31 protein-coding genes are annotated in these 25,791 nt (G+C 37.5%); all 31 read right to left on the minus strand.

Annotated features, from left to right (window positions below; genetic code table 11):
* Window positions 1-12: 12 nt before the first annotated feature.
* The gene (gene flhB / locus BV906_RS07755) at window positions 13-1,092 is read right to left on the minus strand and encodes a flagellar biosynthesis protein FlhB (protein ID WP_087972892.1); all 1,080 of its coding nucleotides are present in this window, start codon (window positions 1,090-1,092) and stop codon (window positions 13-15) included.
* A gap of 1 nt (window position 1,093) precedes the next feature.
* A complete protein-coding gene (fliR, locus tag BV906_RS07760) occupies window positions 1,094-1,873 on the minus strand; it encodes a flagellar biosynthetic protein FliR (RefSeq protein ID WP_087972893.1) in 780 nt (259 codons plus the stop codon).
* 3 nt (window positions 1,874-1,876) lie between these two features.
* Complete coding sequence (fliQ, locus tag BV906_RS07765; RefSeq protein WP_087972894.1) at window positions 1,877-2,146, minus strand: flagellar biosynthesis protein FliQ; 270 nt, start codon at window positions 2,144-2,146, stop codon at window positions 1,877-1,879.
* 35 nt (window positions 2,147-2,181) lie between these two features.
* Complete coding sequence (fliP, locus tag BV906_RS07770; protein WP_087972895.1) at window positions 2,182-2,847, minus strand: flagellar type III secretion system pore protein FliP; 666 nt, start codon at window positions 2,845-2,847, stop codon at window positions 2,182-2,184.
* Window positions 2,840-3,391, minus strand: a complete 552-nt coding sequence (locus BV906_RS07775) for a flagellar biosynthetic protein FliO (protein WP_245844007.1) — start codon at window positions 3,389-3,391, stop codon at window positions 2,840-2,842. The genes fliP and BV906_RS07775 overlap by 8 nt, the downstream gene beginning before the upstream one ends.
* A 116-nt stretch (window positions 3,392-3,507) precedes the next feature.
* The gene (locus BV906_RS07780) at window positions 3,508-3,870 is read right to left on the minus strand and encodes a response regulator (RefSeq protein ID WP_087972897.1); all 363 of its coding nucleotides are present in this window, start codon (window positions 3,868-3,870) and stop codon (window positions 3,508-3,510) included.
* Between the two features lie 21 nt (window positions 3,871-3,891).
* A complete protein-coding gene (gene fliY, locus BV906_RS07785) occupies window positions 3,892-5,055 on the minus strand; it encodes a flagellar motor switch phosphatase FliY (RefSeq protein ID WP_087972898.1) in 1,164 nt (387 codons plus the stop codon).
* Window positions 5,045-6,040 carry a flagellar motor switch protein FliM gene (gene fliM / locus BV906_RS07790; protein WP_087972899.1) on the minus strand — a complete coding sequence of 332 codons (996 nt, stop codon included), beginning with the start codon at window positions 6,038-6,040 and terminating at the stop codon, window positions 5,045-5,047. Before fliM ends, fliY begins: the two co-directional genes overlap by 11 nt.
* A 34-nt stretch (window positions 6,041-6,074) precedes the next feature.
* Window positions 6,075-6,494 (minus strand): flagellar basal body-associated protein FliL, encoded by a 420-nt coding sequence (fliL, locus tag BV906_RS07795; RefSeq protein ID WP_087972900.1) that lies wholly within the window; start codon window positions 6,492-6,494, stop codon window positions 6,075-6,077.
* Window positions 6,487-6,705, minus strand: a complete 219-nt coding sequence (locus BV906_RS07800; RefSeq protein ID WP_087972901.1) for a flagellar FlbD family protein — start codon at window positions 6,703-6,705, stop codon at window positions 6,487-6,489. The genes fliL and BV906_RS07800 overlap by 8 nt, the downstream gene beginning before the upstream one ends.
* A 53-nt stretch (window positions 6,706-6,758) precedes the next feature.
* On the minus strand, window positions 6,759-7,553 hold the full coding sequence (flgG, locus tag BV906_RS07805) for a flagellar basal body rod protein FlgG (RefSeq protein WP_087972902.1): 795 nt from the start codon (window positions 7,551-7,553) through the stop codon (window positions 6,759-6,761).
* Between the two features lie 81 nt (window positions 7,554-7,634).
* A complete protein-coding gene (locus tag BV906_RS07810; RefSeq protein WP_087972903.1) occupies window positions 7,635-8,009 on the minus strand; it encodes a TIGR02530 family flagellar biosynthesis protein in 375 nt (124 codons plus the stop codon).
* 14 nt (window positions 8,010-8,023) lie between these two features.
* On the minus strand, window positions 8,024-8,494 hold the full coding sequence (flgD, locus tag BV906_RS07815) for a flagellar hook assembly protein FlgD (protein ID WP_087972904.1): 471 nt from the start codon (window positions 8,492-8,494) through the stop codon (window positions 8,024-8,026).
* Between the two features lie 9 nt (window positions 8,495-8,503).
* Window positions 8,504-9,889: a flagellar hook-length control protein FliK gene (locus tag BV906_RS07820; RefSeq protein WP_087972905.1), complete on the minus strand. Its 1,386-nt coding sequence runs from the start codon at window positions 9,887-9,889 to the stop codon at window positions 8,504-8,506.
* A gap of 27 nt (window positions 9,890-9,916) precedes the next feature.
* Window positions 9,917-10,516 (minus strand): MotE family protein, encoded by a 600-nt coding sequence (locus BV906_RS07825; RefSeq protein WP_087972906.1) that lies wholly within the window; start codon window positions 10,514-10,516, stop codon window positions 9,917-9,919.
* 5 nt (window positions 10,517-10,521) lie between these two features.
* The gene (fliJ, locus tag BV906_RS07830; protein ID WP_087972907.1) at window positions 10,522-10,968 is read right to left on the minus strand and encodes a flagellar export protein FliJ; all 447 of its coding nucleotides are present in this window, start codon (window positions 10,966-10,968) and stop codon (window positions 10,522-10,524) included.
* Complete coding sequence (gene fliI, locus BV906_RS07835) at window positions 10,968-12,290, minus strand: flagellar protein export ATPase FliI (protein ID WP_087972908.1); 1,323 nt, start codon at window positions 12,288-12,290, stop codon at window positions 10,968-10,970. Before fliI ends, fliJ begins: the two co-directional genes overlap by 1 nt.
* Window positions 12,287-13,048 carry a flagellar assembly protein FliH gene (gene fliH / locus BV906_RS07840; RefSeq protein WP_176330294.1) on the minus strand — a complete coding sequence of 254 codons (762 nt, stop codon included), beginning with the start codon at window positions 13,046-13,048 and terminating at the stop codon, window positions 12,287-12,289. The genes fliI and fliH overlap by 4 nt, the downstream gene beginning before the upstream one ends.
* On the minus strand, window positions 13,041-14,054 hold the full coding sequence (fliG, locus tag BV906_RS07845; RefSeq protein WP_087972910.1) for a flagellar motor switch protein FliG: 1,014 nt from the start codon (window positions 14,052-14,054) through the stop codon (window positions 13,041-13,043). Before fliG ends, fliH begins: the two co-directional genes overlap by 8 nt.
* 12 nt (window positions 14,055-14,066) lie before the next feature.
* A complete protein-coding gene (fliF, locus tag BV906_RS07850) occupies window positions 14,067-15,659 on the minus strand; it encodes a flagellar basal-body MS-ring/collar protein FliF (RefSeq protein ID WP_087972911.1) in 1,593 nt (530 codons plus the stop codon).
* Between the two features lie 82 nt (window positions 15,660-15,741).
* Window positions 15,742-16,047: a flagellar hook-basal body complex protein FliE gene (gene fliE / locus BV906_RS07855; RefSeq protein WP_087972912.1), complete on the minus strand. Its 306-nt coding sequence runs from the start codon at window positions 16,045-16,047 to the stop codon at window positions 15,742-15,744.
* Between the two features lie 18 nt (window positions 16,048-16,065).
* Window positions 16,066-16,515, minus strand: a complete 450-nt coding sequence (flgC, locus tag BV906_RS07860) for a flagellar basal body rod protein FlgC (protein ID WP_087972913.1) — start codon at window positions 16,513-16,515, stop codon at window positions 16,066-16,068.
* 3 nt (window positions 16,516-16,518) lie between these two features.
* The gene (gene flgB / locus BV906_RS07865; RefSeq protein ID WP_087972914.1) at window positions 16,519-16,914 is read right to left on the minus strand and encodes a flagellar basal body rod protein FlgB; all 396 of its coding nucleotides are present in this window, start codon (window positions 16,912-16,914) and stop codon (window positions 16,519-16,521) included.
* Window positions 16,915-17,265: 351 nt separating this feature from the next.
* A complete protein-coding gene (gene codY, locus BV906_RS07870) occupies window positions 17,266-18,045 on the minus strand; it encodes a GTP-sensing pleiotropic transcriptional regulator CodY (protein ID WP_087972915.1) in 780 nt (259 codons plus the stop codon).
* A gap of 27 nt (window positions 18,046-18,072) precedes the next feature.
* On the minus strand, window positions 18,073-19,470 hold the full coding sequence (gene hslU, locus BV906_RS07875) for an ATP-dependent protease ATPase subunit HslU (RefSeq protein ID WP_087972916.1): 1,398 nt from the start codon (window positions 19,468-19,470) through the stop codon (window positions 18,073-18,075).
* Between the two features lie 21 nt (window positions 19,471-19,491).
* Window positions 19,492-20,037, minus strand: coding sequence for an ATP-dependent protease subunit HslV (hslV, locus tag BV906_RS07880; protein ID WP_087972917.1), 546 nt, complete (start codon window positions 20,035-20,037; stop codon window positions 19,492-19,494).
* 13 nt (window positions 20,038-20,050) lie between these two features.
* The gene (xerC, locus tag BV906_RS07885) at window positions 20,051-20,959 is read right to left on the minus strand and encodes a tyrosine recombinase XerC (protein ID WP_087973541.1); all 909 of its coding nucleotides are present in this window, start codon (window positions 20,957-20,959) and stop codon (window positions 20,051-20,053) included.
* Window positions 20,960-21,248: 289 nt separating this feature from the next.
* Complete coding sequence (locus BV906_RS07890) at window positions 21,249-21,563, minus strand: hypothetical protein (protein ID WP_087972918.1); 315 nt, start codon at window positions 21,561-21,563, stop codon at window positions 21,249-21,251.
* 112 nt (window positions 21,564-21,675) lie between these two features.
* A complete protein-coding gene (gene topA, locus BV906_RS07895) occupies window positions 21,676-23,754 on the minus strand; it encodes a type I DNA topoisomerase (RefSeq protein ID WP_087972919.1) in 2,079 nt (692 codons plus the stop codon).
* A gap of 128 nt (window positions 23,755-23,882) precedes the next feature.
* Window positions 23,883-24,548: a DNA-processing protein DprA gene (gene dprA / locus BV906_RS07900; RefSeq protein WP_245844009.1), complete on the minus strand. Its 666-nt coding sequence runs from the start codon at window positions 24,546-24,548 to the stop codon at window positions 23,883-23,885.
* A gap of 317 nt (window positions 24,549-24,865) precedes the next feature.
* Window positions 24,866-25,768, minus strand: coding sequence for a succinate--CoA ligase subunit alpha (sucD, locus tag BV906_RS07905; protein WP_087972921.1), 903 nt, complete (start codon window positions 25,766-25,768; stop codon window positions 24,866-24,868).
* Window positions 25,769-25,791 lie beyond the last annotated feature (23 nt).

Below are 25,791 nucleotides of genomic sequence, written 5' to 3' on the forward strand. Positions count from 1 at the left end.
CACACTAATTACTCAAACCTTTTTCTCTAATCGATATACATAGGCAAGAACCTCAGCTACTGCTTTAAAAAACTCTTCTGGAATTACATCACCAATTTCTGCGGTATGATACAGCCCTCTGGCCAAGACTCTGTTTTCCATCGTTACCACATTATTCGCTTTTGCAATCTCCTTAATTTTCAATGCTGTTTGGTCTGTTCCTTTTGCTAAAACATATGGTGCACTTGCTTTTTCTTCATCATACTTTATAGCAACAGCATAATGTGTAGGATTTGTTATAACAACATCAGCATTCGGTACTTCACTCATCATTCTTCTTGTCGCCATCTGTCTTTGCTTTTCTTTAATTTTCGATTTAATTAAAGGGTCACCCTCAACATTTTTGTATTCATCTTTAATATCTTGTTTTGTCATTTTCATATTTTTTTCGAAATCAAATCGTTGGTAGGCATAATCAAAAACAGAAAGGAACATTAAGGCAATGATTGCTGCTATTCCCATGATAAAGGTAACCCTTCCGAAAAAGGCTAGAGAATTCTCTGCATTCGTAAAGGCTGTCATGAGCATATCGTCTTTATATATCCAAATAACCATAAATGTAATAGCACCAATGAACACTATTTTAAGCAGCGATTTCAAAAGTTCAACAACTGCCCGTATGGAGAATATCCTTTTTGCACCTTGAATGGGATCTATCTTTTTTAAATCAAACTTTAAAGGCTCTGTAGTAAATAAGAAGCCTACTTGCATTAAATTTGAAGTAATGCCAGCAATCATTGCTATCACCATAACTGGTGCAAGCATTTTTGCCGCTTTCATAACTGAACTAGTGAAAATCTGTTGAACAGATATTTCGGTGAGCTCCCAGTGAATAAATTCGGTAAAGGATTGCTCATAAAATCCAGTCATTTGTTCCAACATAAATCCACCAAATAGAAATAAGGAACCTAAACAAAATAGCAATAAAATGGAAGTATTAATATCCTGACTTTTCGCAACTTTCCCCTTTTTCCGTTCGTCATTACGCTTCTTTGGAGTTGCTTTTTCGGTTTTTTCACCTGCAAAGAATTGCAAATCCAATTTCAAGTGCATATCACGCACCTCCAAATAGCTGCATAAGACCACGCATCACATCAAACATCGTATTGAAAAGACGACGTACAAGTGTGATATACAATGGTAAAAATACAAGTATTGCAATAAAGCTGACTAATATTTTCAGAGGCAAACCGACTACGAAGACATTCATTTGTGGTACAGTTCTAGCGATAATCCCCAATGCTACATCTACTAGAAACAAGCAACCAACAATTGGTATGGCAATCTGAAAGGCTATTAAAAACATTGTATTAAATGTAGTTATAATAAATTCAGCAATCGAGCTGTTTCCAAATGGGATAAAGGTATCAAGCGGTATAAAATTATAGCTATTAAAGATTCCATCAATGATCAAATGGTGACCATCTACTGCTAACAGAAATAATAGGGCAATAAAATTAAAATATTGTCCCGTTAACGGACTTTGTGCACCTGTTTGGGGATCCATCACATTCGCAATGGCGAAACCCATCTGGAAGTCAATAAATCCGCCAGCAATCTGAAGTGCCGAAACAATAATAAAAGCAATCAGACCAATCAGTAATCCAATCAAACCTTCTTTTACGATTAAGAATATGTACATCTCATTAAGAATAAATGCAGAAGCATCGACCGTATAAAACATAATCATCGCCAAAAAGAAACTGAATCCAATTTTAAACTGCAGTGGTATTGTTCGATAAGAAAATAATGGCATGGTAACAAAAAACGCCAATACCCGAACTAAAATAAGCAAAAAAACTGGAAGACTATTCACATTAATTATATCAAGCATGTTTTACCCTACAAACTGATTAATATTTTGTAATATATTTTCTGTAAACTCTACCATTGTTGTGAGCATCCAAGGACCAAAGAAAATAAGACCAACCAATACCGCCACTATTTTCGGAATAAAGGCTAAAGTCTGCTCCTGAATTTGTGTAGTTGCCTGAAAAATACTCACCAGAAGACCTACAGCAAGAGCCAGTATAAGCAATGGACCAGTAACAAGTAAAATCGTATAAATACCTTGTTCAGCCAATGTTAATACAAATTCACTGCTCATTTGAACAAGCTCCTTTCACGTATGTCGTGTAGCACCTAAAAACCACTTAGTAGTGATTGTGTAATTAAGTACCACCCATCTACCAATACAAATAACAGGATCTTAAATGGTAGTGAAATCATAACAGGTGGCAACATCATCATCCCCATTGACATAAGCACACTTGCTACTGCCATATCAATAATTAAAAACGGAATAAAAATCATGAAACCCATTTGAAATGCTGTTTTCAACTCACTGATAGCAAATGCTGGTACGAGCGTTGTCAGCGGGATATCCTGAACAGTTTCTGGCGTCTCGGCCTGTGTATAATTCAGAAACAGATCCAGATCCTTTTGTCTTGTATGCTGTGCCATGAAATCCTTTAGTGGTGCACTGGCGTTTTCATATGCTTCATCTAACGTTATTTCTTCATCAAAAAGTGGTTGTAAACCTTGTTCATACACCTCACTAAATGTAGGTGCCATAATAAAAAATGTTAAGAACAATGCTAAACCAATTAATACCTGGTTCGGTGGCATCTGCTGGGTAGCCAAAGCACTCCTGACAAATGAAAGAACAATAACGATACGTGCGAAACTCGTCATTAAGATCAGTATCCCTGGAGCCAGTGAAAAGATAGTTAGTAATAGTAATAATTTAACGGATGTTGATACACTTGCCGGGTCTGAACTGGAAAATATATCGATAAATTCATTCATGAGGATCTTCCTTGTGTTTATTAATCATTTTATTTCTATTTTGTTTCAGATTCTCCAGCTCTTTAGAAAACAACGCTTTGAAATTATTTTCTGACGGATCAGGTTTAGCGTCTTTTTTATTTGGAATTAGTGAAGTAAGTAAAGCTCCACCAGGAAAATTATCAGTTGTACGCTCAGAACTCAGCAAAATATCTCTCTTAACCTCTTCATCGGTTATTTCTTGCAGCAACTCTACATTTTCTCCAACACCAACTAAATAAAGCTGGCTACCGATTCGGATAATTTGGATTGACTTATTTTGCCCAACTGAAATACCGCCGAGATTGTCCAATGCCTTAACATGATTAAAAAGTTTATTTCTTTTACTTAAAAACTTAATTAAAATGTAAATAAGAGCAATAACAAGTATTAAAGCGAAGAACATTTTTACGATTTCGAATGCCAATGAACCGTTACTTTCCGTACGGTTAAGCAACTCATTATTATTATCTTCCGTTTCATTCTTTGGATTAGCCGGTTCTCCGCAATCAACTTCTCCCCCCATGCAATCAGCAACATTTGGTGTTGCTGATACCTTTTCATAGAAGAATATCGTAAACATGAAGACACATATACAAAAGACATATCGGATTGTTCTGTTCAAAACTACTCACTCGTTTCTTAACTTAAAGCTTTTTGAATTGCTTCAATTACTCTGTCTCCCTGGAATGGTTTTACGATGAAGTCTTTCGCCCCAGCTTGAATTGCATCAATAACCATTGCCTGCTGCCCCATCGCAGAACACATAATGATTTTTGCATCTGGATTGTCTTTCTTTATTTCTTTCAATGCAGTAATTCCATCCATCTCTGGCATTGTAATATCCATTGTTACCAAGTCTGGTTTCAAGTCATTATATTTTTCGATTGCCTGAACCCCATCTTGTGCTTCACCTACAACTTCAAATCCATTTTTGGTTAATATATCCTTAATCATCATTCGCATGAATGCTGCATCATCTACAATTAAGATTCTGTTTGCCACTGTAAATCCCCCTATAATCGATTATTTAAGTTTCATGATTCGGTCAGATTGACTAATAATATCTGTTACCCGCACTCCAAAGTTCTCCTCTATGACAACTACTTCACCTTCAGCAACCAACGTCTCATTAACTAGAATGTCTACCGGCTCCCCTGCAAGTTTGTCCAACTCGATAATGGAACCAGATGACAAATCCAATATATCTTTAATTGATTTTTTGGTTCGCCCAAGCTCCACGGTTACTTTTAAAGGTATATCAAGCAGCATCTCCAAGTTTCGATGTTCATTACTATTCAACTCTACCTTCTCAAAATTGGAAAAGGTTGCCTGATGGATTGGTGCCGAACTAGCGACACTCTCATTCCCTAAATATTTTGGCTCGGACTTTTCTTTGTTTAATTTTTTCTGTGACTGTTCGCTCTCAATAGTTGGCTCCTGTACCATTTTAGAATGATTTTGACTTACATCAGGTTTCTCTAGTTCTAGCGTTGCCGCTGCTTCTTCTACATCTGAATCATCATTAAGCAACTGTTCTACTAGACTTTTTGCGAATTGCAATGGAATCAGCTGCATCATATTGGAGTCGATTAGATCGCCCACTGTCAGTTTAAAGAATACTTTCACATATACACCTTCATCAAAAACAGCTGCCGTGTCATCACCATCTTCACTACCCAATATGGTTGGTGGAGAAATATCCACCCGCTTATTGAAAACGGTAGACATACTTGTCGCTGCAGCTCCCATCATTTGATTCATCGATTCCTGAACAGCACTTATATGAATGTCGTTCAATTCATTGTCAGGGTTTGTTCCATCCCCACCAAGCATGATATCGGCTATAACCGCTGCATCAGCTGCTTTAATCACAAATACATTTTTCCCAGTAAAGCCTTCTATGTAATTGACCTGAATACTTACTGGTTCAAATGTAATACCATCACTCAGCATATCTCTTTCAATAACATCTACAACAGGAGTAGTAATCTCTACTTTCTGATTTAATAGTGTCGACAGGGTTGTTGCTGAACTGCCAAAGGAAATATTGCCTATTTCACCTAGGGCATCTATTTCTATTTCAGAGAGATAGTTCTTTACGGTTGTTTTTGATGTTTCACCATCATCCGCCGATATGTTAAGAAGCGCATCTATTTCATCTTGTGAAAGCATACCGTCATTCATCATTTTCGTTCACCCCATTTATTTCTTCTAAAACTTGCACAGACATTTTTTTCTTAAACTTTCCTGGCTGTACATTAAATTTTGGTTCGTTATTGACTGAGAGTTTAAGTGGCATGTCTATCTGCTGATCTAAAGCGATGACATCATCTTTAGCAAAATTCAAAAAGTCATTGATTGAAATGGTTGTTTCACCAAGGATTGTTTTCAATTCAACTTCTGCTTGTATTAGATTTTTTGACATTTTATTAAATGCCTTTTCATCTCTGTTCTTCTTCGTTGATTGCATCCAATAATGTGCAGAGAGCTTTGGAATGATAGGTTCCAAAATGATATGTGGTATGCAAATATTAATCATACCTGTTGTTTCACCTATGGCCGTTGTAAGTGAGACAACAACTACCGTTTCATTAGGTGCCACCTTTTGCATAAATTGCGGATTTTCTTCAAACTCTTCTAATACTGGATCGATTTCAATAACAGAACTCCAAGCTTCCTGTAATGTTCCAACTGCTTTTTCAAAGATTTGACTTAATAGCAACTTTTCTATCTCTGTTAAACCATCAATCTTATTTATCGTATTTCCTTTACCACCTAATATCCTGTCGAGCAGGGCATAAGCGATGTTCGGGTTGACCTCCATGATCAGGTTTCCATCCAGTGGTGCAACACTATACACATTTAATACGGTCATACTTGGAACGGAACGGATAAATTCCTCATATGGCACTTGATCAACCGATGTTACCGTAATATTTACATAGCTTCTTAATTGGGATGAAAAAAATGTTGTCAGCATTCTGGCATAGTTTTCATGGATTCTCGATATGCTTCTTATTTGATCTTTGGAGAATCGTAATGCGCGTTTAAAATCGTATACGCGTACTTTTTTCTCCTGCTCTTCTCTCTTTAATTCTTCAGCATCCATTTCCCCTGAAGAAATTGCAGATAACAAGGCATCTATTTCATTTTGTGAAAGAACTTCATCCATTAACCATACTCACCTCCTAGTAGGAGTCTACATTTTATTGAAGTATCTTATTTATTGTATATACTTCAGTAATTTTTCCTTCAGTCATTAATTCATTAAGCTTTGTCATCACTGTCTGCTCCAATTCAGCTAGACCTGATTTAAAATCTTCTTCTGATTTTGTTGCCAATTCCTTAATCAAAATATTTTTCAGTTGGAAATCACGCTTAGCAATTTCCTCTTTTGCCTTTTTCCCATCTGTGACAATTTGAAACTGTATTCTAACAAAGGTTCCATCTTCCAAGTCCGTCGTTATTTCAGGTGATTCATAGGAATACTCCACAATGTCATCAATCGTTTGTGTATTGCCTTCTTCACTTTGACCGGTAACATTTAAAACAACAACCAAAGCTGCGACAGCACCTAATAATAATATCACTAATGATGTAATCATTGTTTTGACTAACCTACTCATTTTCTTCACCGGCTTTCCTATGTACTTGTTGCAATCCGATTAGCTGATAGTAATCCGTTATCATACGGGTCACCTCAGATGCCTCATCCTTCACTACTATTATTTTACCGTTCGTCAGTGAAATCGTTGTATCTGGTAAGGATTGTACTTGTTCAATTAGGACGGCATTGAGTATAAAGGGATCTCCATTCAGCCTTTTTAAATTAATCATATATATTTGGCGGGAGTATGCTGTGTTTATATACCATACTCCCTACCTCCCCATTATCGTTTTAAGTTAACAAGCTCTTGAAGAATTTCATCAGATGTCGTGATAATTCTTGTGTTAGCCTGGAATGCACGCTGCGCAGTAATCATCTCTGTGAATTCCTCAGCAAGGTCGACATTGGACATTTCGAGAGAACCACTGATAATTGACGCAGCTCCATTTGCTTCGGGAGTAACTAACCCTTCTACTAATCCAGCATTAGGTGAATCTAAATATAAATTGCTTCCATCTTTTTGTAAACCTGCTGGATTGGAAAAACTTGCAAGACCAATTTGTCCAGCTACTTCTGTTGCGCCGGCTGGATTAATATAGTTTACTATTCCGTCTGTTTGAATACTGAAGCTCTGAGCATTTGCTGGAATATTGATATTCCCTCCTAAACCTTGTAAATATAGACCATCTGAATTTACTACATCACCATTATCATCCAAATAGAAATTACCTGCTCTAGTATAATAGGTTGTTCCACCTGTCTCCTGCAGCACAAACATACCATCACCTTCAATTGCTAAATCAAGTGGGTTGTTTGTAGTTTGTTGAAACCCCTGTGTATGGATATTACTGATTGTTCCAAGTTTTGAACCTAAACCAACCTGAGATGCATTGATTCCACCACGTGTATCAGTTGCACCCTGTGCTCCCGTGGTTGTTTGACTCATTAAATCCTGAAAGTTTACTGTCGCCTTTTTGTAACCTGATGTATTCACATTGGCAATATTATTCCCGATAACATCTAATTTTGTCTGGAAGTTTTTCATTCCGGAAATCCCTGCATACATGGAACGTAACATATTAATTATCCCCTTTAAAATGGTTATTTTTAGCTGTATCTGTCAGTCAACAGCATGTATGGCCTCCCATAAGGGTCCAGCCTAGTCATTGATTAAAATCGTACCGTTAATATTTGTGAAAATTCTGTTTGTCGCTTCCTCGCGGCCCATCGCAGTTACTACCGTATGATTCGTCGCATTCACGAGCAATGCTGCATTGGTTGTTACAACGAGTGAATCGGTAATCCCTTTTTTCTTTGCCTGCTGCATTTGTTCACCAATTTTCTGCCATTGTTGTTCATCGATATGGATATTTCGTTCTGTTAGACGCTGTGAAGCATGTTTGCTTATTTTAGGTGGTTGTTGCTGCTCCGTTAATATATCTTTAAAATTAGACGATGTAACATGTTGCTTCGGCTTGGAAACTGATGGGTATTGTAGTGCATGCTGTGGGACTTGATGAATGCGATGATCCATTACCATTCACTCCCTTATTCAGTTACATTTTCGTCTGGACTTCCATCAAAGTTAGAATCCTTTACTTGCGTAACTGCATCTGCATAGATTTTTTCTCCGTTTTCCAGTTCAAGTACAGCCCATCCTTCATATTGACTGACTGCCACTACTTTGCTGGAAGTGCTCCCTGTTTCAACACCTGTTTCCTGATCAATTGCCTGATAGGATACTTCTTTACCAATCATATGGCTATATTCGATCACAGGTGAAATGAGTTGGCTTTGTACCAAAGTATCAATCGACTTCGTCATATTCATCATCTGTTCCAGTGAAGAAAATTGGGCCATTTGTGAAATAAACTGTGTGTCATCCATCGGTTGTGTTGGATCCTGGTTTTGCAATTGCACCATCAATATTTTTAAAAATTCGTCTTTACCAAGTTCAGCACTTGGTACCCGTGTCTTCGGCTGATTACTTAAATATAACGTCGGATCAATTGTTGTCATTGACTCCACCTACACTTTCTCATTCATTAGCAGTTCCTCAAATTGACGTTCAAAGCTATTTTCACTACTATTGCTTTCTTTTTGATTTGATTGATCCGATTCGGATTGTTGCCCGGGCTGGTCTTTTAACTGTTCATTATCCCGTTCCTTCTGTGCACTGGCAGACTGTATACTTGCTTCTTGCTTCTCAATTACCACCTGATGTGGTGAAAACATATTTTTCAGTTGATGAATATTCGATTCGAGCATTTCTTTTGCAGCTGCTGAAGTGACAAGAATTTTAACACTCATTTCTCCATTTATTTGTGTAAAACGAACCATCATTTCTCCTAAATTGTCCGGACGTAATGAAATGGATAACTGATTCGTACCATTAGGCAATGTTGAAAATTTACTTGCATTGATGGTCTTTTGAAACTGTTCCATCAATTGCTGATCTGCAGGCATTGTTTGCGTACGTTGCGACTGATTAATGTATATTGAGTATTGTTCGAGCTTCGACAATGGAGCTTGTGTATGCAGTTGTCCATTCGTAAGATTTGCCTTTTCAACTTCAATTGCATTGCCAATCCATTTGGATATATCACTAACTGTAACCAATGAATGCGTATTATATTGTTGCTTACCGGCAAAGTGCTCTCTCTTTTGAAAGGTTTCCAGAACATTTTTCCAAATGCCAAGTTCTGCACTTTCATTACTGATGGCAAATAGCTGTTGTTGAATAACGTTTTTATTGTTTGAGCTTTTGGTCAATGCTTGCCATTGCTGAAGTAATTCCAATATTTTTGGTGCTGACTTGATCATATCTTCCTTTGTGTTTAATTTGGAAATAACCTCTTGTGCCTGTGACACTAATGATAAAAATTGCGTCTGCAGCACAGACTCATCTGTTTTCTCTACAGCAAAAACTGGTGTTGAACCCATCAATCTTGGATTGCTTTCCATCCATCTAGCAGTTATTGAATTTTTGTCAACAGCATGATTGTTAGAATTTTCATCCTTCGTTTCACGCTTACCCACTGCATCAATGATTTGATCCATAAATCCCCATAATTTCTCAGGTATAGCATCCATTTTGCTTGAGGTTGTAAATGATTGCTCATCACCTTGTAGGAATTGATTGTACAATTCAACTAACATATTTTCTTCTGTCAATCCATAATCACTCAACAAATCTTGCATTTCTATAGGTAAATCTTCCATATTAAATAAAGCAAATGAAGTATCTTCAATCACATTCAAATCCATATCGACGTCTGCTTTCGTGAAATCAACTTTGCTTCGATTTAATAGACTTTGAAATTGTTCGGCTGAATCACCCATTATGGCTGTAGATTTATCACTAGAAGCTTTACCAGACTGTACTTGCTGTATGATCATCCCGAGACTGTTCAATTTTTCACCTCCTTTCAAATAAAAAAGTTAGTCTTCGTTTGAAATAAGGGCTTGAGTAAATTCAGCAGCAATTTCCGGATCCATTGCTTCAAGAATTTCACCACGCACTTCATCAGATACTTCTTGTAGGATCAATACCGCTGTATCACTTTCCAAATTTTGAAGGATTGCTGCAGCTTGGTCGCTTTTCATCTCTTCATAAGAACTTGCAATCATATCAATTCCTTGATTTTCTGTATCTTGCTCGGTCGGAGATTCTTCTGTATCATCGGTTTCTGCCTGATTGTTTTCAAGCTTTACAATCTCTTGTTCCAGCAGATTAATCGTTTCCTCGAGATCGCTAATATTCCGATTCAATTCAATTATTTCATTATCTTTATCTTCATTATTTGCTTGTGCTTGCCGTTCCTTATGTTCCGTTTCCTTTTCCTCTTCTGTCGTCACGATTTCTGAAATAATCGGAATCTGATTTCCTTTTTCTTTTGCCCAATCCGTCACATTTATACCGGCTACACCCATCACTACGATTACAAGAGTAATGATGATGATTAGAGGAAAAACGATTGCAAACACAAACCATAGAATAGGGTTCATTTTTTTCTGTTTATCTATATTTTTATCTTTCATTTGCTTCACCTGTTTTTGTGGCTTAAATATTGTGTAATGGATAGTTCATCCATAAATTTATTTTCTACTCGCTTTTTATTATCCTCTTCTGCAATTTTGCGAATCTCTATGATTTTCTCAAACTTTTTCATTTCTATATGGGCGTCCGTTAGTATGACTTGTTTGGATTCCATATCATTTCTTGCTCTTTGGACAAGATATTGGATTTCACTAATCTGCCTGTTCAATCGCTCGATATATAGTGCCTGTTCTTTAATTTGCTCAATCTGTGTCGTTGATTGAATAAAATAATCATAGGATTCTTCTGCATTTTCCTTTTTACGTAATAGGTTATATAGTTTCGTTGCTATTTTTTCAAAAGAATCCAATGATTGCTGATATGCTTTATGGGCTGTCTTTTTTTCATCTTCACGTAAATGTAGAATCTTGGTGAATGCTATCGTTTTCGTCATTAATTCATTCCTCCGTTAAGCAGGTTTTTCATTAATTGAATTGTTTCTTCCAAGGTTTTCTGGTCATAAACGTCCTGTTTTAAGAATTCCTGTATTTTTGAATAATAAGCAATTGCATGGTCAATTTCCTGATTAGTTCCTCTTTTATATGCACCGATGTTAATTAATTCACTATTCTCTTCGTAAATAGCTAGCAATCTGCGAATCTGCCTGGCTATTTCTTTATGTTCTGCGTCTGCCACCATATTCATGACTCGACTGATTGACTTTTGAACATTGATTGCAGGAAATTGTCCCCGTTCTGCAAGCTTCCGATCCATAATAAAATGCCCATCCAGGATCCCACGAACAGCATCTGCAATCGGGTCATTCATGTCATCTCCATCGACCAACACCGTATAAAATGCTGTGATGGTTCCAAATGCATTTGTTCCAGTTCTTTCGAGTAGTTTAGGAAGCACGGAAAAGACAGAAGGCGTGTACCCTTTTGTTGTTGGTGGTTCTCCAATCGCCAAACCAATTTCTCTTTGTGCCATCGCTACCCTTGTTACAGAATCCATCATCAGATTTACCTTGTAACCAAGGTCACGAAAGTACTCACTAATTGCCGTTGCTGTATATGCTCCCTTTATTCGCATTAATGCAGGCTGGTCAGATGTAGCAGCAACTACAATCGATTTCTTCAATCCTTCTTCACCCAAGTCATGTTCAATAAATTCTCTGACTTCACGACCACGTTCACCAATAAGCGCAATCACATTAATATCTGCACTACTATTCCTCGCAATCATTCCAAGCAATGTGCTTTTACCGACTCCGCTCCCTGCAAAAATTCCAACTCGTTGACCTTCACCCATTGTTAATAAAGAATCGATTGCTTTTACACCAACTTGAATCGGATTTCTAATTGGTGGTCGGGTCATCGGATTTGGCGGTGCCTGATCTGTCAAGTAACGTCTTAATCCTTTCGGTAGAGAAGATACATTATCAAGTGGCATCCCCAATGAGTCCACAACACTGCCAATCAGTGATCTCCCAATCTTAATCGTAAGTGGTTTCCCTGTGGATTCAACGAGGCAACCAGGCCCGATTTCAGTAACTTCTGCATATGGCATGAGAATAATCTTTTCATTATTGAATCCGACTACTTCTGAAATGATTGGAGGTCGATTACTGGAAGCAGCATGAATATAGCAAACTTCCCCAATATTTGCTGCTGGTCCCTCCGATTCAATCATCAAACCAACGACACGGAGCACTTTACCATATCGAATGTACGTATCAGCACTCTCAATTACAGATAAATAATCAGTTATGTTCATGATCGTTTCTCCATTAGGTAATCGTGTAACACTTCTCGGATCTTTAATAATTGTGTATCGACACTTGCATCTATCTGTCCAAATGGATGTTCAATTAAGCAAGCATTTTCCGCGAGGTTTTCATCAATATAGATGGTAAGTTTTGTTTCCTTTTCAAGTAATCGCACTAGTTCTTCTCTATGCTGTACAACTAAATCATAGGTAGATGGGTGCAGATTGATAGTTACAACAGATTGGTCTTTTATTTCCTTGATTGCTCCTTTAACAATTCCCATAAATGTAGAAGATTCTTCAGCAATTTGCTGATTCAGAACTTTCCCAGCCACATTGACAGCTAGTTGCAAAATGGCTTCATCACTTTTTTCAATGATTGTGTGATATTGATTTGTAGCAGCATCAATCAGATGATTTGCTTGTTCTAGCTTTGATTTATATTCGGCATAACCGTCTATTTCGCCTTGTTTGAAACCCGCAGTATAACCTTCTAGTTTAGCCTCTTCAATCCATTGCTTTTTCTCACTTTGCCAATTCTCTTTCTCTACTGTAATCGTCTGATTTGTTTGTTCAACCAATGTTTGTTTCTTTTGGGATAATTCCTCTATTTCCTTTTGCATTGCTTTGACTTTCTGCTGCTGAATAACTTCTTGATTCTTTTCTATATGTTCGTGCTCTTGATCAGGAGCTTTCCGGAGTAGCTCTACTGGTTTGATTTTTATCAGCTTTTGATTCGGATAATATCTGTTTTCTGAATCAGACAATGATATCGTCTCCCCCGCCTCTAGCGATGACTATTTCCCCGATATCTTCCAGTCTACGAATGGCAGCTACGATTCTCGTTTGAGCTTCTTCCACATCTCGTAGTCTGACAGGCCCCATGTATTCCATTTCTTCTTTAAATGTTTCCGCCATACGCTGTGACATATTTTGGAATACGACCCCTTTCACCTCGTCACTGGCAACTTTAAGAGATAGCCTCAGATCCTCATTTTCCACTTCTCGTACCACGCGCTGGATTGCACGATTATCCAGAATGACAATATCTTCAAACACAAACATCCGTTTCTTGATTTCATCTGCAAGTGTTGGATCCTGAATTTCCAGTGCATCGAGTATTGTCCGTTCGGTACTTCGATCAACACCATTTAAGACTTCCACGACTGCTTGTATACCACCTGTTTGCGTATAATCTTCCGTTACAGAAGCAGAAATATTTCGTTCCAGAACCTGTTCCACTTGACTGATTATCTCTGGTGACGTCGAATCCATCGTAGCAATCCTTCTCGCAATATCAGCCTGCATTTCCTGTGGCAAGGAAGATAAAATTTGCCCGCTTTGTTCTGGATCCAAGTAGGATAGAACAAGAGCAATTGTTTGTGGATGCTCACCCTGGATAAAATTAAGAACTTGCTGAGGGTCGGCTTTTCTTGCAAAATCAAACGGCCTTACCTGCAAGGAAGAAGTAAGTCGGTTGATAATATTCGACGCTTCCTGTTTTCCAAAGGCTTTTTCCAGTACATCCTTGGCATAACCAATACCACCCTGTGTAATGTAATCCTGTGCTAAAGCTATATGATGGAATTGTTCAATGATATCTTCCTTTAAACCGGAATCTACTTTCTTTACTGAGGAAATTTCCAAGCTCAGCTTTTCAATTTCTTCTTCTGACAAATACTTATAGACTTGTGCTGAAACGTCTGGACCTAAGGAGATTAATAGAATAGCTGCCTTTTGTTTTCCTGTTAATGTAGCTTTTTGTCTTACCATTATTTTTCCCTCCTAGTCTTCTCCTATCCAGCTTCTCAGCAATTTGGCAAAGTCTTCCGGATTATCTTTTGCTATTTTCTCTAATTGTTTTCTTCTCACAACGGATTCTGATTCTTCCTCCTGTGGCATGTCAGGAACATCCGTCATCATCGGTTCTACAACTGTTTCTTCTATCATTTCCTCTTCTTCTTTGTTTCTGTTTCGAATTAAGAGAACAATTAGCAGTATGATAATCAACAGTAAAATTGCACCAACAACATACATCCATGTCGGAATAGCAGGGGATGTAGTTTCCGTAACAGTTGGACTCTCCGTGAATTCCTGGAAGACAATGGAGGTTTTTTCTTCTGGAACGACTTCTCCATAGTCTTCATCAATGGTTGTACCCACAATCGAATTAAGAATCGAATGGAAACCTTCTTCAACTGCCATTTGTTCCGGTTGTGTTAAATATTCAACATCATTTCCATTAACACTCGTTACATTATCTACTGCAACCTGGATTCCGAGATCCCTAACTTTATAAGGACTTTCAACGATTTCCTTCCTGATGCGGTTGAATTCATAATTGATTGTCTCTTTATCCAGTTCATAGTCCCCATCCCCATTTGCGCCTGCTGGATAGTTGGTAACATCTTCATCACCGGTTCCAGCTACACCACCTGCAGCGGCATCACCGCTATAAGATTCCTGAATTGTTTCTAAACTTACTGGTAAGCCTTCAACATTTTCAATATCAACTGGCTCAACAAGTTCTTCTGTTCTATTTTCCTGTGTGAAATCAACATCAGCAGTGACGGAAACCAGTACATTATCTGCACCGACCATTGTACCCAGCATTTGCTGCAGTCTTCTTTGGATATCTCGTTCAATATCCTTTTTTACTGTTTGCTGGTATGTATAAGTATCGCCGTTCCTTGAGACTGTTTGACTATTCCGGTCAAAGTACTCAAAGTATTGATTCATAATCACAATGTTATCTGCAGATAAATTAGGAACTGCTTTTGAAACTAAATGATAAAGTGATTCTACTTGATTACCTTGAAATTGATACCCAGGTTTTGTATTCAATACGATGGAAGCACTCGCTTCACCGGTCGATTCACTGGCAAAAACAGGATCCTCAGGCATATTGATCATGACCTGAGCATCTTCAATACCATCAATGCTTTTAATTAGATTAGCAAGCTCCGATTGCATTGCATCAAGTTTCATAATATTAAACTCGTTATCTGTTATTCCCCATGATGTATTCTCACTGAAAAAGGAATAATCAATATTCCCGCTGTCAGGTAAACCAATGCTCGCTAAGTCAACAAGTAACGTTTCCACTTCTTCTTCTGGAACAGATATTGTTGTACCAGCATCGCTAAGTTCATATGAAACTGCCTTGGTATCCAATTCTGCTTTAATTTGTCCAACTTCCTGTAATGACAAATTATTATATAATGGTACATATTTCGTATTTGTACTGAGAAGGGAAAGAACTGCAATGAATACTACTGCTGTAATTATTACTCCCAGAAAAATTCCCTTCTGGCCCTTTGAACGACTTGTCCAAAAAGTGGTTACAGTCTCTTTCCATTTCAAAAAATTTTCCTTCATATTTTCCCCCACCAAAATGCAATGAATTATCGATCAGCAATTTAAGAATGCGACCCATTTGCTTTAAATTTATATGTAGTGTTTATACTTGCATTCTCATAATTTCATTGTAGGCATCGATAACTTTCTTTTGTACTTGCACGGTAGTCTCGAGTGTAATACTTGCTTTTTGGGCTGTGATCATTACATCGTGCAGATCATCTATATTGCCAGTCGCCAATGCTTCAGTCTTGCTGTCTGACTCCATTTGAATCTCGTTTAGATTCTCAATTGCCCCTTTTAACGAATCAGCAAATGTCGCCTGTGCTTCTCCTGGTGTCACAGCTGATTTTGAATTCAGACTGGTGGGTTCTAAAATCTGTGAAACATTATTTATTGAAATTGTCATAATTCATACTCCTCATTTCTATTTGCCGATTTCCAATGCTTTCATTAACATGCTTTTACTTGCATTAAGCGCAGTGATATTGGCTTCATAGGATCTAGTTGAACTCATCATGTCAACCATTTCTTGTAGTGGATCCACATTAGGCATTTCTACATATCCTGCTTCATTTGCATCCGGATGTTCCGGGTTATAGACGAGCTTAAAAGGTTCCCCGTCCTCAATGATTGCGGAAACTTTCACACCTGAACTTCCACTAGTATTCGTAGCATTTTGTAACAGGGACTTGAAGCGACTTCCCTCTGCTTCCATAACGACCATTTTCCTTCTATATGGTTCATATTCCCCGTTTTCATTTAAAACAGCCCTTGTAGATTGTGCATTAGCGATATTCGAGGAAACAACATCCATTCGAAGTCTTTGAGCAGTTAATGCACTTGCACTCGTGTTGATAGAATTAAAGATTGACATCGATTAATTACCTCCTCTTATTACTGTCTGAAGGCTGCCAAACTTACCATTAATCCGATCAACTACACCATTATAGTAAATTTGGTTTTTAGCAAGCTCTGTCATTTCTTTATCAATGTCCACATTATTACCATTGTGGTTATAGGTTGTGTTGGAATTAGTTACTACTTGATATGACGAGTGATGGCTTTTATCGAAAGGGAGGTGTTTTTCACTGGTTCGCTTAGCTTGAAGAGAAGATGAAAGTGCATCGTTCAAGGCATTTTTAAAAGTTACTTCCTGTGATTTATAGCCCGGTGTATCTGCATTGGAGATATTTGTTGATATTGCATTATTTTTTGCTGTTGCATAATCAAGTGAATGCTCTAACTTGTTGATTGTTCCACTGAATAATTTCATTATTGGTAACCCCTTATTTTTAAAAATTAGACGGTCATAATTTCTTTTCATACTACGAATATTGTAATTTAATTCACAGACAAAGTCTATCACTTTTCGACAATTTACAACAACTTTACATAAAATAGTTAAAAATAACTAGTATTATTTCATTATTTATCATCCTTTTTTTGGAAAAATGACTTTTTAACGACAAAATTAGACCTTTTTTTAAATTATATGTAATTTCCGAATGTTAATTTTCTGTTTGAAGGTTCATTTAGCAACCTTAACTACCGGGTGAAAATACCCAAAACAAAAAGCTAGCACATAACCATGCTAGCTTTTTGTTAGTATAATTCTTAACAATACTTATCTTGAACGAAGTTTATCCAGTTCTACGAGGAATTTATCGTTTAACACTTTAATATAAGTACCTTTCATTCCAAGTGAACGTGATTCAATAACTCCGGCACTTTCAAGCTTTCTTAACGCATTAACAATTACAGAACGTGTAATTCCAACTCTGTCAGCGATTTTACTTGCAACCAATAACCCTTCATGACCGTTTAACTCTTCGAAAATGTGATCAATTGCTTCTAACTCACTATAAGAAAGGGAACTGATTGCCATTTGTACAACTGCTTTACTTCTGGCTTCCATTTCGATTTCTTCTGTTTTCTCATGTAGAATTTCCATTCCAACAACGGTTGCGCCATATTCTCCAAGCAGAAGATCGTCATCATTAAAATTCTCATCGACTCTTCCTAATATCAACGTTCCTAGGCGCTCTCCACCACCAATAATTGGGACAATCGTAGTTAAACCATCCTTGAACAATTCCTTGCTTTCAACAGGGAAAACTGAATGCGGACTATCAATATCAAGGTTTGCCGTTGTTTCACGAATATCTTGAAGCCCCTTTGTATATTCTTCAGGGAATTGTCTGTCCTCAAGCATTGCTTTCATACGTTCATTTTGGATTTCTTGATTTACAGCAAATCCAAGTAGTTTCCCACGTCTGCTTACGATGTAAACATTCCCTTTGATTACATCTCTTAATGATCCAGACATTTCGTTAAAATTAACCGATTTTCCTGTAGCTTTTTGTAACATTGCGTTGATTTGTCTTGCGCGATTTAATAGATCCATGATGATCCTCCATTTCAATTGTGAAAATTATAGTATAAATTGACTTAAATCTTTGTTCTGTACAATCATGTTTAATTTCTGATCTACATAACTCTCTGTTATTTCTATTTTTTCCATTGTTATATCAGATGCTTCAAATGATAAATCTTCTAATAATTTCTCCAAAATTGTGTGTAGCCTTCTTGCTCCAATATTATCTGTCTCCTGATTAACCTGAAAGGCAATTTCTGCCAGTCTCTCTATAGCTTCGTCTGTAAAAATAACATTTATACCTTCTGTTTTCAGTAATGCTTGATATTGTTTGATTAAAGCATTGGACGGTTCGGTCAATATTTGTTTAAAGTCATCAACCGATAATTTTTCAAGTTCGACCCTGATTGGAAATCTTCCTTGCAGTTCTGGAATAAGATCAGACGGTTTAGACATATGAAAAGCACCTGCGGCGATAAAAAGCATATGATCCGTTTTTACAGGACCGTGTTTTGTTACCACAGTTGAACCTTCCACAATGGGTAAGACGTCACGCTGTACACCTTCCCGGGAGACATTGGCAGTGGAATCCTGTTTTCCCGATACCTTATCTATCTCATCAATAAAAAGGATACCCATTTCCTCCGCCCGCTTAACCGCAATTTGGACCACTTCATCCATATCTATCAACTTCCCTGCTTCTTGCTGTATTAAAACCTTTCTGGCTTCAAAAACTGGCAATTTGCGTTTCTTCTTTTTTGATGGCATGAATTGTCCAAATGTGTCTTGCATATTCATTCCCATGTTTTCCATACCCGACCCTTGCAGCATGTCAAACATAGACGGAGCGCTTTCCTCGATTTCTACGGTTACCATATGGTCTTCCAATTCACCTAAAGCTAATTGGTGTTGGATTCGTTCTCGTTTATTTCGGATTTCCTCATCTTTTTCTTGTTCATCTGAAGGTTCCTCGTTGGTAGATGACTGATTGGGAAATAACATTTCAAATGGATTTTTAACGCTAGATTGTTTTTTTGCTCCAGGGACAAGCAGTTTCACAAGTCTTTTATTTGCTTCCTGCTCAGCCGTTCCCATAACATCCTTCATTTTTTCTTCCTTCACCATACGAACAGCCATTTCTACAAGATCACGAACCATTGATTCCACATCACGACCTACATAACCAACTTCCGTAAATTTGGTAGCCTCTACCTTTACAAAAGGGGCGCCGACAAGTTTTGCAAGCCTCCTTGCAATCTCTGTTTTTCCAACACCGGTAGGACCAATCATTAAGATATTTTTCGGTACAATTTCTTCTTTTAAATCTTCATCAAGCTGCATACGTCTGTAACGATTTCTTAACGCAACGGCCACTGACTTTTTCGCCTGTTTTTGTCCGATAATATATTTATCCAATTGATCCACAATTTGTTTTGGAGTGTAATTCATTTCCATTTTTAGGAAAAACCTCCCTTATTAATCAAGTACTTCCAATGTAATAAAGTCGTTTGTATATACACAGATTTCACCAGCAACTTCCAAGGCTGTTTGGGCTATTTCTTTTGCTGTTAAATTACCAGAATGTTTGACAAGTGCTCTGCCTGCACTTAATGCATAGTTTCCACCAGAACCAATTGCTAAAATACCGTCATCTGGTTCAATAACTTCGCCAGTACCTGAAACTAAGTACATATTTTCTTTGTTCATAACGATTAGCATTGCTTCCAGCTTACGAAGGACTTTATCTGTACGCCATTCCTGTGCAAGTTCAACAGATGCTCTCGTTATATTACCGTTAAAGGCTTGGAGTTTACTCTCAAATTTCTCAAATAATGTAAAGGCATCTGCTACCGAACCAGCAAAACCCGCCAAAACTTTTCCATTATACAGGGTGCGGACTTTCTTTGCTTTATGTTTCATAACAACAGCATTTCCCAATGTGACTTGCCCGTCACCACTCATTGCACATTGCCCATTATGCTGAATTGCAAAGATGGTCGTTGCATGCATTTCATTTGTCATTCCATTCACCTCACTAATCCCTGTTTTGATCATTTGCTCGTGGATGGCTTTTCATATATACATCACGAAGATGATCTTTTGTTACGTGTGTGTATATCTGTGTTGAGGATAAACTTTCATGACCAAGCAATTCTTGCACAGTACGAAGATCTGCACCTTCATTCAGCATATGTGTTGCAAATGTATGACGTAATTTATGTGGATGCACATGAACGGTTAATGCGGCTCTTTCAACTATTTTATTTAAAATTGTACGTATTCCCCTTGTTGTAAGAGGCTTGCCTCGAGCATTCAAAAAGACAACATCTGTAGATACATCGGCTTTTTCCAATAATTTTGCCCTGCCCTCATTTATGTATGTCTCCAATGCGATTTCCGCAAACCGACCGAATGGAACATAACGCTCTTTCCGTCCCTTGCCTTTAACGAAAATAGTACCGATTGAATAATCAATATCCGTAAGCCTCAACCCCTGGCATTCACTCACCCTTATTCCGGTACCATACAGCACTTCAAGTATTGCTTGATCCCGCCCACCTGTTGGTTTGGTCATATCATTTACTTCAAACAGTTTTTCCAATTCTTCCATATATAAAAATCCTGGAACCGATTTACTTGTTCTAGGTAAATATATATGTACAAAAGGATTAGATTTAACCAATTCTTCTCGTTCTAGAAACTTGTAAAAACTCCTCAAAGAGGAAATCTTCCTTGACACGGATCTTCTTGCGAGGTTTTGGTCATATAAAGTAGTTAGAAACAATCTAACATCACGTTGCTCTATTGCATTTAAATCGTGAATACCTTCTTGGTTTAAAAAGTTGAAGAAAGTTTCCAGATCATTCCGATAATACTTCACGGTATAAGGGGATGCATTCTTCTCAATCTGCAAATACTCTACAAAAGCTTCACTATATTTCATATAATTAGTCAAAATGTTCACCTCATTGAACAGCGGATAAATCATAGCATATTCCAAAACATAAAGCAATGGATTTAACTAAATTGCAACAAAATTCTGAATCGTAGTTTAGATTAAAAAATGTAAACTTACAATTGGTTATTTCGCTGTAAAGTAATTTGACTTACCACTGCGTAATTATAGCCATAGGAATTAATATAGTCAATAAATTAATACCTAATTATTTCTAAAAATAAAAATACAGTGAAGTTTTTGTGAACACCCTAATACCGTTATAGCCAACTTACTACTAAATTATTCCCAATTCTTTAATTTTATTCTTTGTCTCTTCTGTTCCAAGTTCATATAATCTTTGATAAACACTTATTAAGGAACGATCATATGTTTCTCTCTCACTGTCTACCTTTGCTTCATCAAAAGGATTAATAGAGATGTCTTCAACAGCATCCTTGGATTCATTATCCATTGTCTGGAAGATTTGTTGTATTTCCAATAATTCCTGCTCATCAGCTATAATTTCATATTCCACCTGATTATCATCTATCGAGACATCCCTAATTTCTTTCGTATCAATCGTAACAAAAAAGTGATTTTTAGTTACCATCACTATCATCTCCTTTCGTATACGTAGACAATTCCCCTCCTAATGATAATTGAAACTTTCTAAAAAATCCGAGATGGAGACAAAAGGAAAAGCTGCTCAAGTAAATGAACAGCTAACTTTGTGCTACTTCTTTGTATTCACAATTCGTACACTGTATTTGTACCTCTTTTTTGGATTTCTTTTCAACCAACAGAGAGTCACACTTTGGACAAGGTCTTGAAATTGGTTTATCCCAGGACACAAAGTCACACTCTGGAAACTGATCGCAACCATAGAAAGTTCTTCGTTTCTTTGATTTTCTTTCGACCACATTACCATCTTTGCATTTCGGACATTTTACTCCTATTTCTTTTAAAATTGGCTTTGTGTTTCTGCATTCAGGGAAGTTGGAGCATGCAAGGAACTTACCGTATCTCCCCATTTTATATACCATTTCATTGCCACAGTTTTCGCAATCAATCCCTGCCGGCTCATCTTTAATTTCTATTTTTTCCATCTCTTTTTCAGCTATATCCAATCGCTTGCTAAAGCCCCCATAGAATTCATCAATAATTTTCATCCATTCTATTTGGCCTTCTTCGATGGAATCCAAATCTGTTTCCATCTTCGCGGTGAAATGCGCATCAATAATTTCCGGGAAAAACTCCTCAACTAATTCACATACTATTGTTCCAAGCTCTGTAGGAATAAAGCGTTTGTTGTCCATGGACACATAACCCCTACGCTGAATCGTATCCAATGTTGGTGCATATGTTGAGGGGCGTCCAATACCTTGCTCTTCCATTGCGCGTACGAGTCTGGCATCCGTATATCTCGGAGGCGGCTGTGTGAAATGCTGGTTCGGTATGATTTCTTTGGATTCTACAGTTGTTCCTTCAACCAGATCGGGAAGTAATTTATCTTCCACTTTTTTGTTGTCGTCTGTTCCTTCTACATATACTCTCATAAATCCTTTGAATTTTATCTTTGAACCAGTCGCACGAAATTCAACATCATTATTTAGTAAATGTACTGTCATCGTATCCATTACAGCAGGAGACATTTGACTTGCGACGAACCGCTCCCAAATCAGTTTATATAATCGAAGTTGTTCCCTAGAAAGAACATCTTTTAACGTTTTGGGATCTCTTAGTGTAGATGTCGGACGTATCGCTTCATGGGCGTCTTGAGCACCTTCTTTATTTTTTACAGCTTTGGATGCTCCGAGATACTCTTTCCCATAATTTTCTTCGATATAAGACTTAGCCTCTTGTTTAGCTGTTTCTGAAATCCGTGTGGAATCTGTACGCATATACGTAATCAACCCTGTGATGCCACCTGCTTTTCTACCTAAATCAATTCCTTCATATAACTGTTGCGCAAGCATCATTGTTTTTTTTGCACGGAAATTGAGTTTTCTAGCTGCTTCTTGTTGGAGGGAAGACGTAATAAAAGGCTGTGCGGGATTTCTTTTTCTTTCTCGTTTATTGACCTTATCGATTGCAAACTTATCCCCATTCAACCTAGCTTTTATATCGTTTACATCTTTTTCTGTTTTTAATGCTGCTTTCTTACCTTCGATCCCGTAAAAATTACCATCAAATATTTCCGCATCCTTTTGAAATTTTGCATCAATGGACCAATATTCTTCTGGTTCGAAGCTTTTAATTTCCTTTTCACGGTCCAGAATCATTTTAAGTGCAACTGATTGGACACGCCCTGCGCTTAAGCCCTTTTTAACTTTCTTCCAAAGCAATGGGCTGATATTATAACCTACTAGTCTGTCCAATATTCTTCTAGCCTGTTGTGCATCTACAAGATCTAAATCAATTTTTCTAGGATGTTTGAATGACTCTTTTATCGCATCTTTCGTTATTTCATTAAATACGACTCGACAATCTGAATTCTCATCCACATTTAAAATGTGGGCCAAATGCCAGGCGATTGCTTCTCCTTCACGATCCGGATCGGCTGCGAGATATATTTTCTTCGCTTTTTTTGCTGACTTTCTTAATTCTTTGAGTACATCGCCTTTCCCGCGAATCGTGATGTACTTTGGTTTATAATTATCTTCCACATCAACACCCATTTGACTTTTGGGTAAGTCACGAATATGACCCATCGATGCTTTTACCGTATATTTTTTTCCTAAATAGCGTTCAATCGTCTTTGCTTTTGCTGGCGATTCAACGATTACTAGATAATCTGACATGATAGTGCCTCCTAAAGTGAGGTTGACAATTTACGATTTGAAATCTTTTCTAATACTAAGTTCATCTTTCAAATTTGTCAAACTTGCAATATTTATCTTTCTATTTTATATAATTAAAATTAGTTACATTATTCATTAACCATTCCATTCCATTCTTCTAAGATATCCATCGGTTCTTGAACCAGTTTTGCCCCATCCTGTATCATTAAATGGCATCCCTTTGTTTGCGGATATATGGGAGATCCTGGAACAGCAAATACTTCTCTTCCTTGTTCAAGAGCTTGTTCAACTGTAATCAATGTACCACTTCTCTCGGTAGCTTCTATTACAAGCGTACCAAAACTTAACCCACTTATTATCCGATTTCTCTCAGGGAAATGATACCTTGCAGGCGGAATGTCTGGCGGATATTCCGATAAAACTAGTCCATTTTTCGCAATTTGGTGGTAAAGAGATATGTTTTGCTTTGGATAAATATGCTGAAAACCACCACCTAGTACGGCGATTGTTTTACCCTTATGTCCAAGTGCAATTTTATGTGCTAAACTATCAATTCCCTTTGCCATCCCACTCACAATAAGCCAGTTCTCCTTGACAAGTGGGTTCACAATCAATTCCATTTTTCGAGAAGCTTCCACTGATGGACTTCTCGTACCTATAACACTTAATGCAGGATTATAGGATAATAGTGATGTATCACCAACTGCATATAGTACGAGAGGGGCATCATTTATTGTATTTAACATAGGTGAATAACTTTCGTCAACTATTGTGATGATATTAAAACGATCCATATCATACAAAATCTTTTGTCTTAAAGTTAGATTATGAAGATCGGAAAATAAAGATGCGGCATTTTTTCCTGGCAGGGAGTATTTGCTGGAGATTTCTGTTTGAGACAAATGGTAAATTTCGCTTAGCGTGGGATCATATTGAAGGAGTTTGTGAATAAACTTTCGGGTTATACCTCGACAGCGATGCAAATGTATTAATTTATTACGTAACGATTTCAATCGAAAACAGTCCTTTCATCATAAAGAATCGGAACCTAGAATTTGAAAAACTCCAGGTTCCCAGTGAATTCTTTGTTAATATGTCTAGCTTCCTGTATTTAGTGCGTCTTACACTTTTCGTCCAAACCTTTTTCTTTCAATACTTTAATCATTGTTTCTCCCATTACTGCAGGGGTTTCTGCTACAGCTATTCCACATGATTCCATGATGCGGATTTTTTCAGCAGCTGTACCTTTCCCACCAGAAATGATTGCTCCGGCATGGCCCATGCGTTTGCCAGGAGGTGCAGTTGCCCCGCCTATAAAGCCAACAACGGGTTTAGTCATGTTGGCTTTAACCCATTCAGCAGCCTCTTCTTCAGCTGTTCCACCAATTTCACCAATCATAACAACTGCTTCTGTTTCAGGGTCTTCGTTAAATGCAGATAAAACATCAATAAAGTTAGTACCATTGACAGGGTCTCCACCAATTCCAACTGCAGAAGTTTGACCATAGCCTGCTTGTGTTAATTGGTGTACTGCTTCATATGTCAATGTTCCGGATCTGGATACTACACCAATATGTCCTTTTTTGTGAATATATCCTGGCATAATACCAATTTTAGTTTCATCAGCAGTAATTACTCCTGGACAGTTCGGTCCAACTAAACGCGTTTTCTTACCTTCCATATAGCGTTTTACTTTTACCATATCCAATACTGGAATATGCTCCGTAATACAAATAACAAGATCCAACTCAGCATCTGTCGCCTCTATAATAGCATCTGCAGCAAAGGGTGCTGGCACATAAATAACAGACACTGTTGCACCAGTAGTATCTACTGCATCTTTAACTGTATTAAATACTGGTACACCTTCAACCTCAGAACCAGCCTTTTTAGGTGTTACCCCACCAACGATTTTCGTGCCATATTCAAGCATTTGTTTCGTATGGAATTTAGCTGTCCCACCTGTTATTCCTTGGACAATAACTTTCGTATCTTTATTAACATAAACACCCATTTTCAACCGTCCTTTCTATATTA

The sequence above is a fragment of the Oceanobacillus rekensis genome, assembly GCF_002153375.1.
GTDB classification, from domain to species: domain Bacteria; phylum Bacillota; class Bacilli; order Bacillales; family Amphibacillaceae; genus Oceanobacillus; species Oceanobacillus rekensis.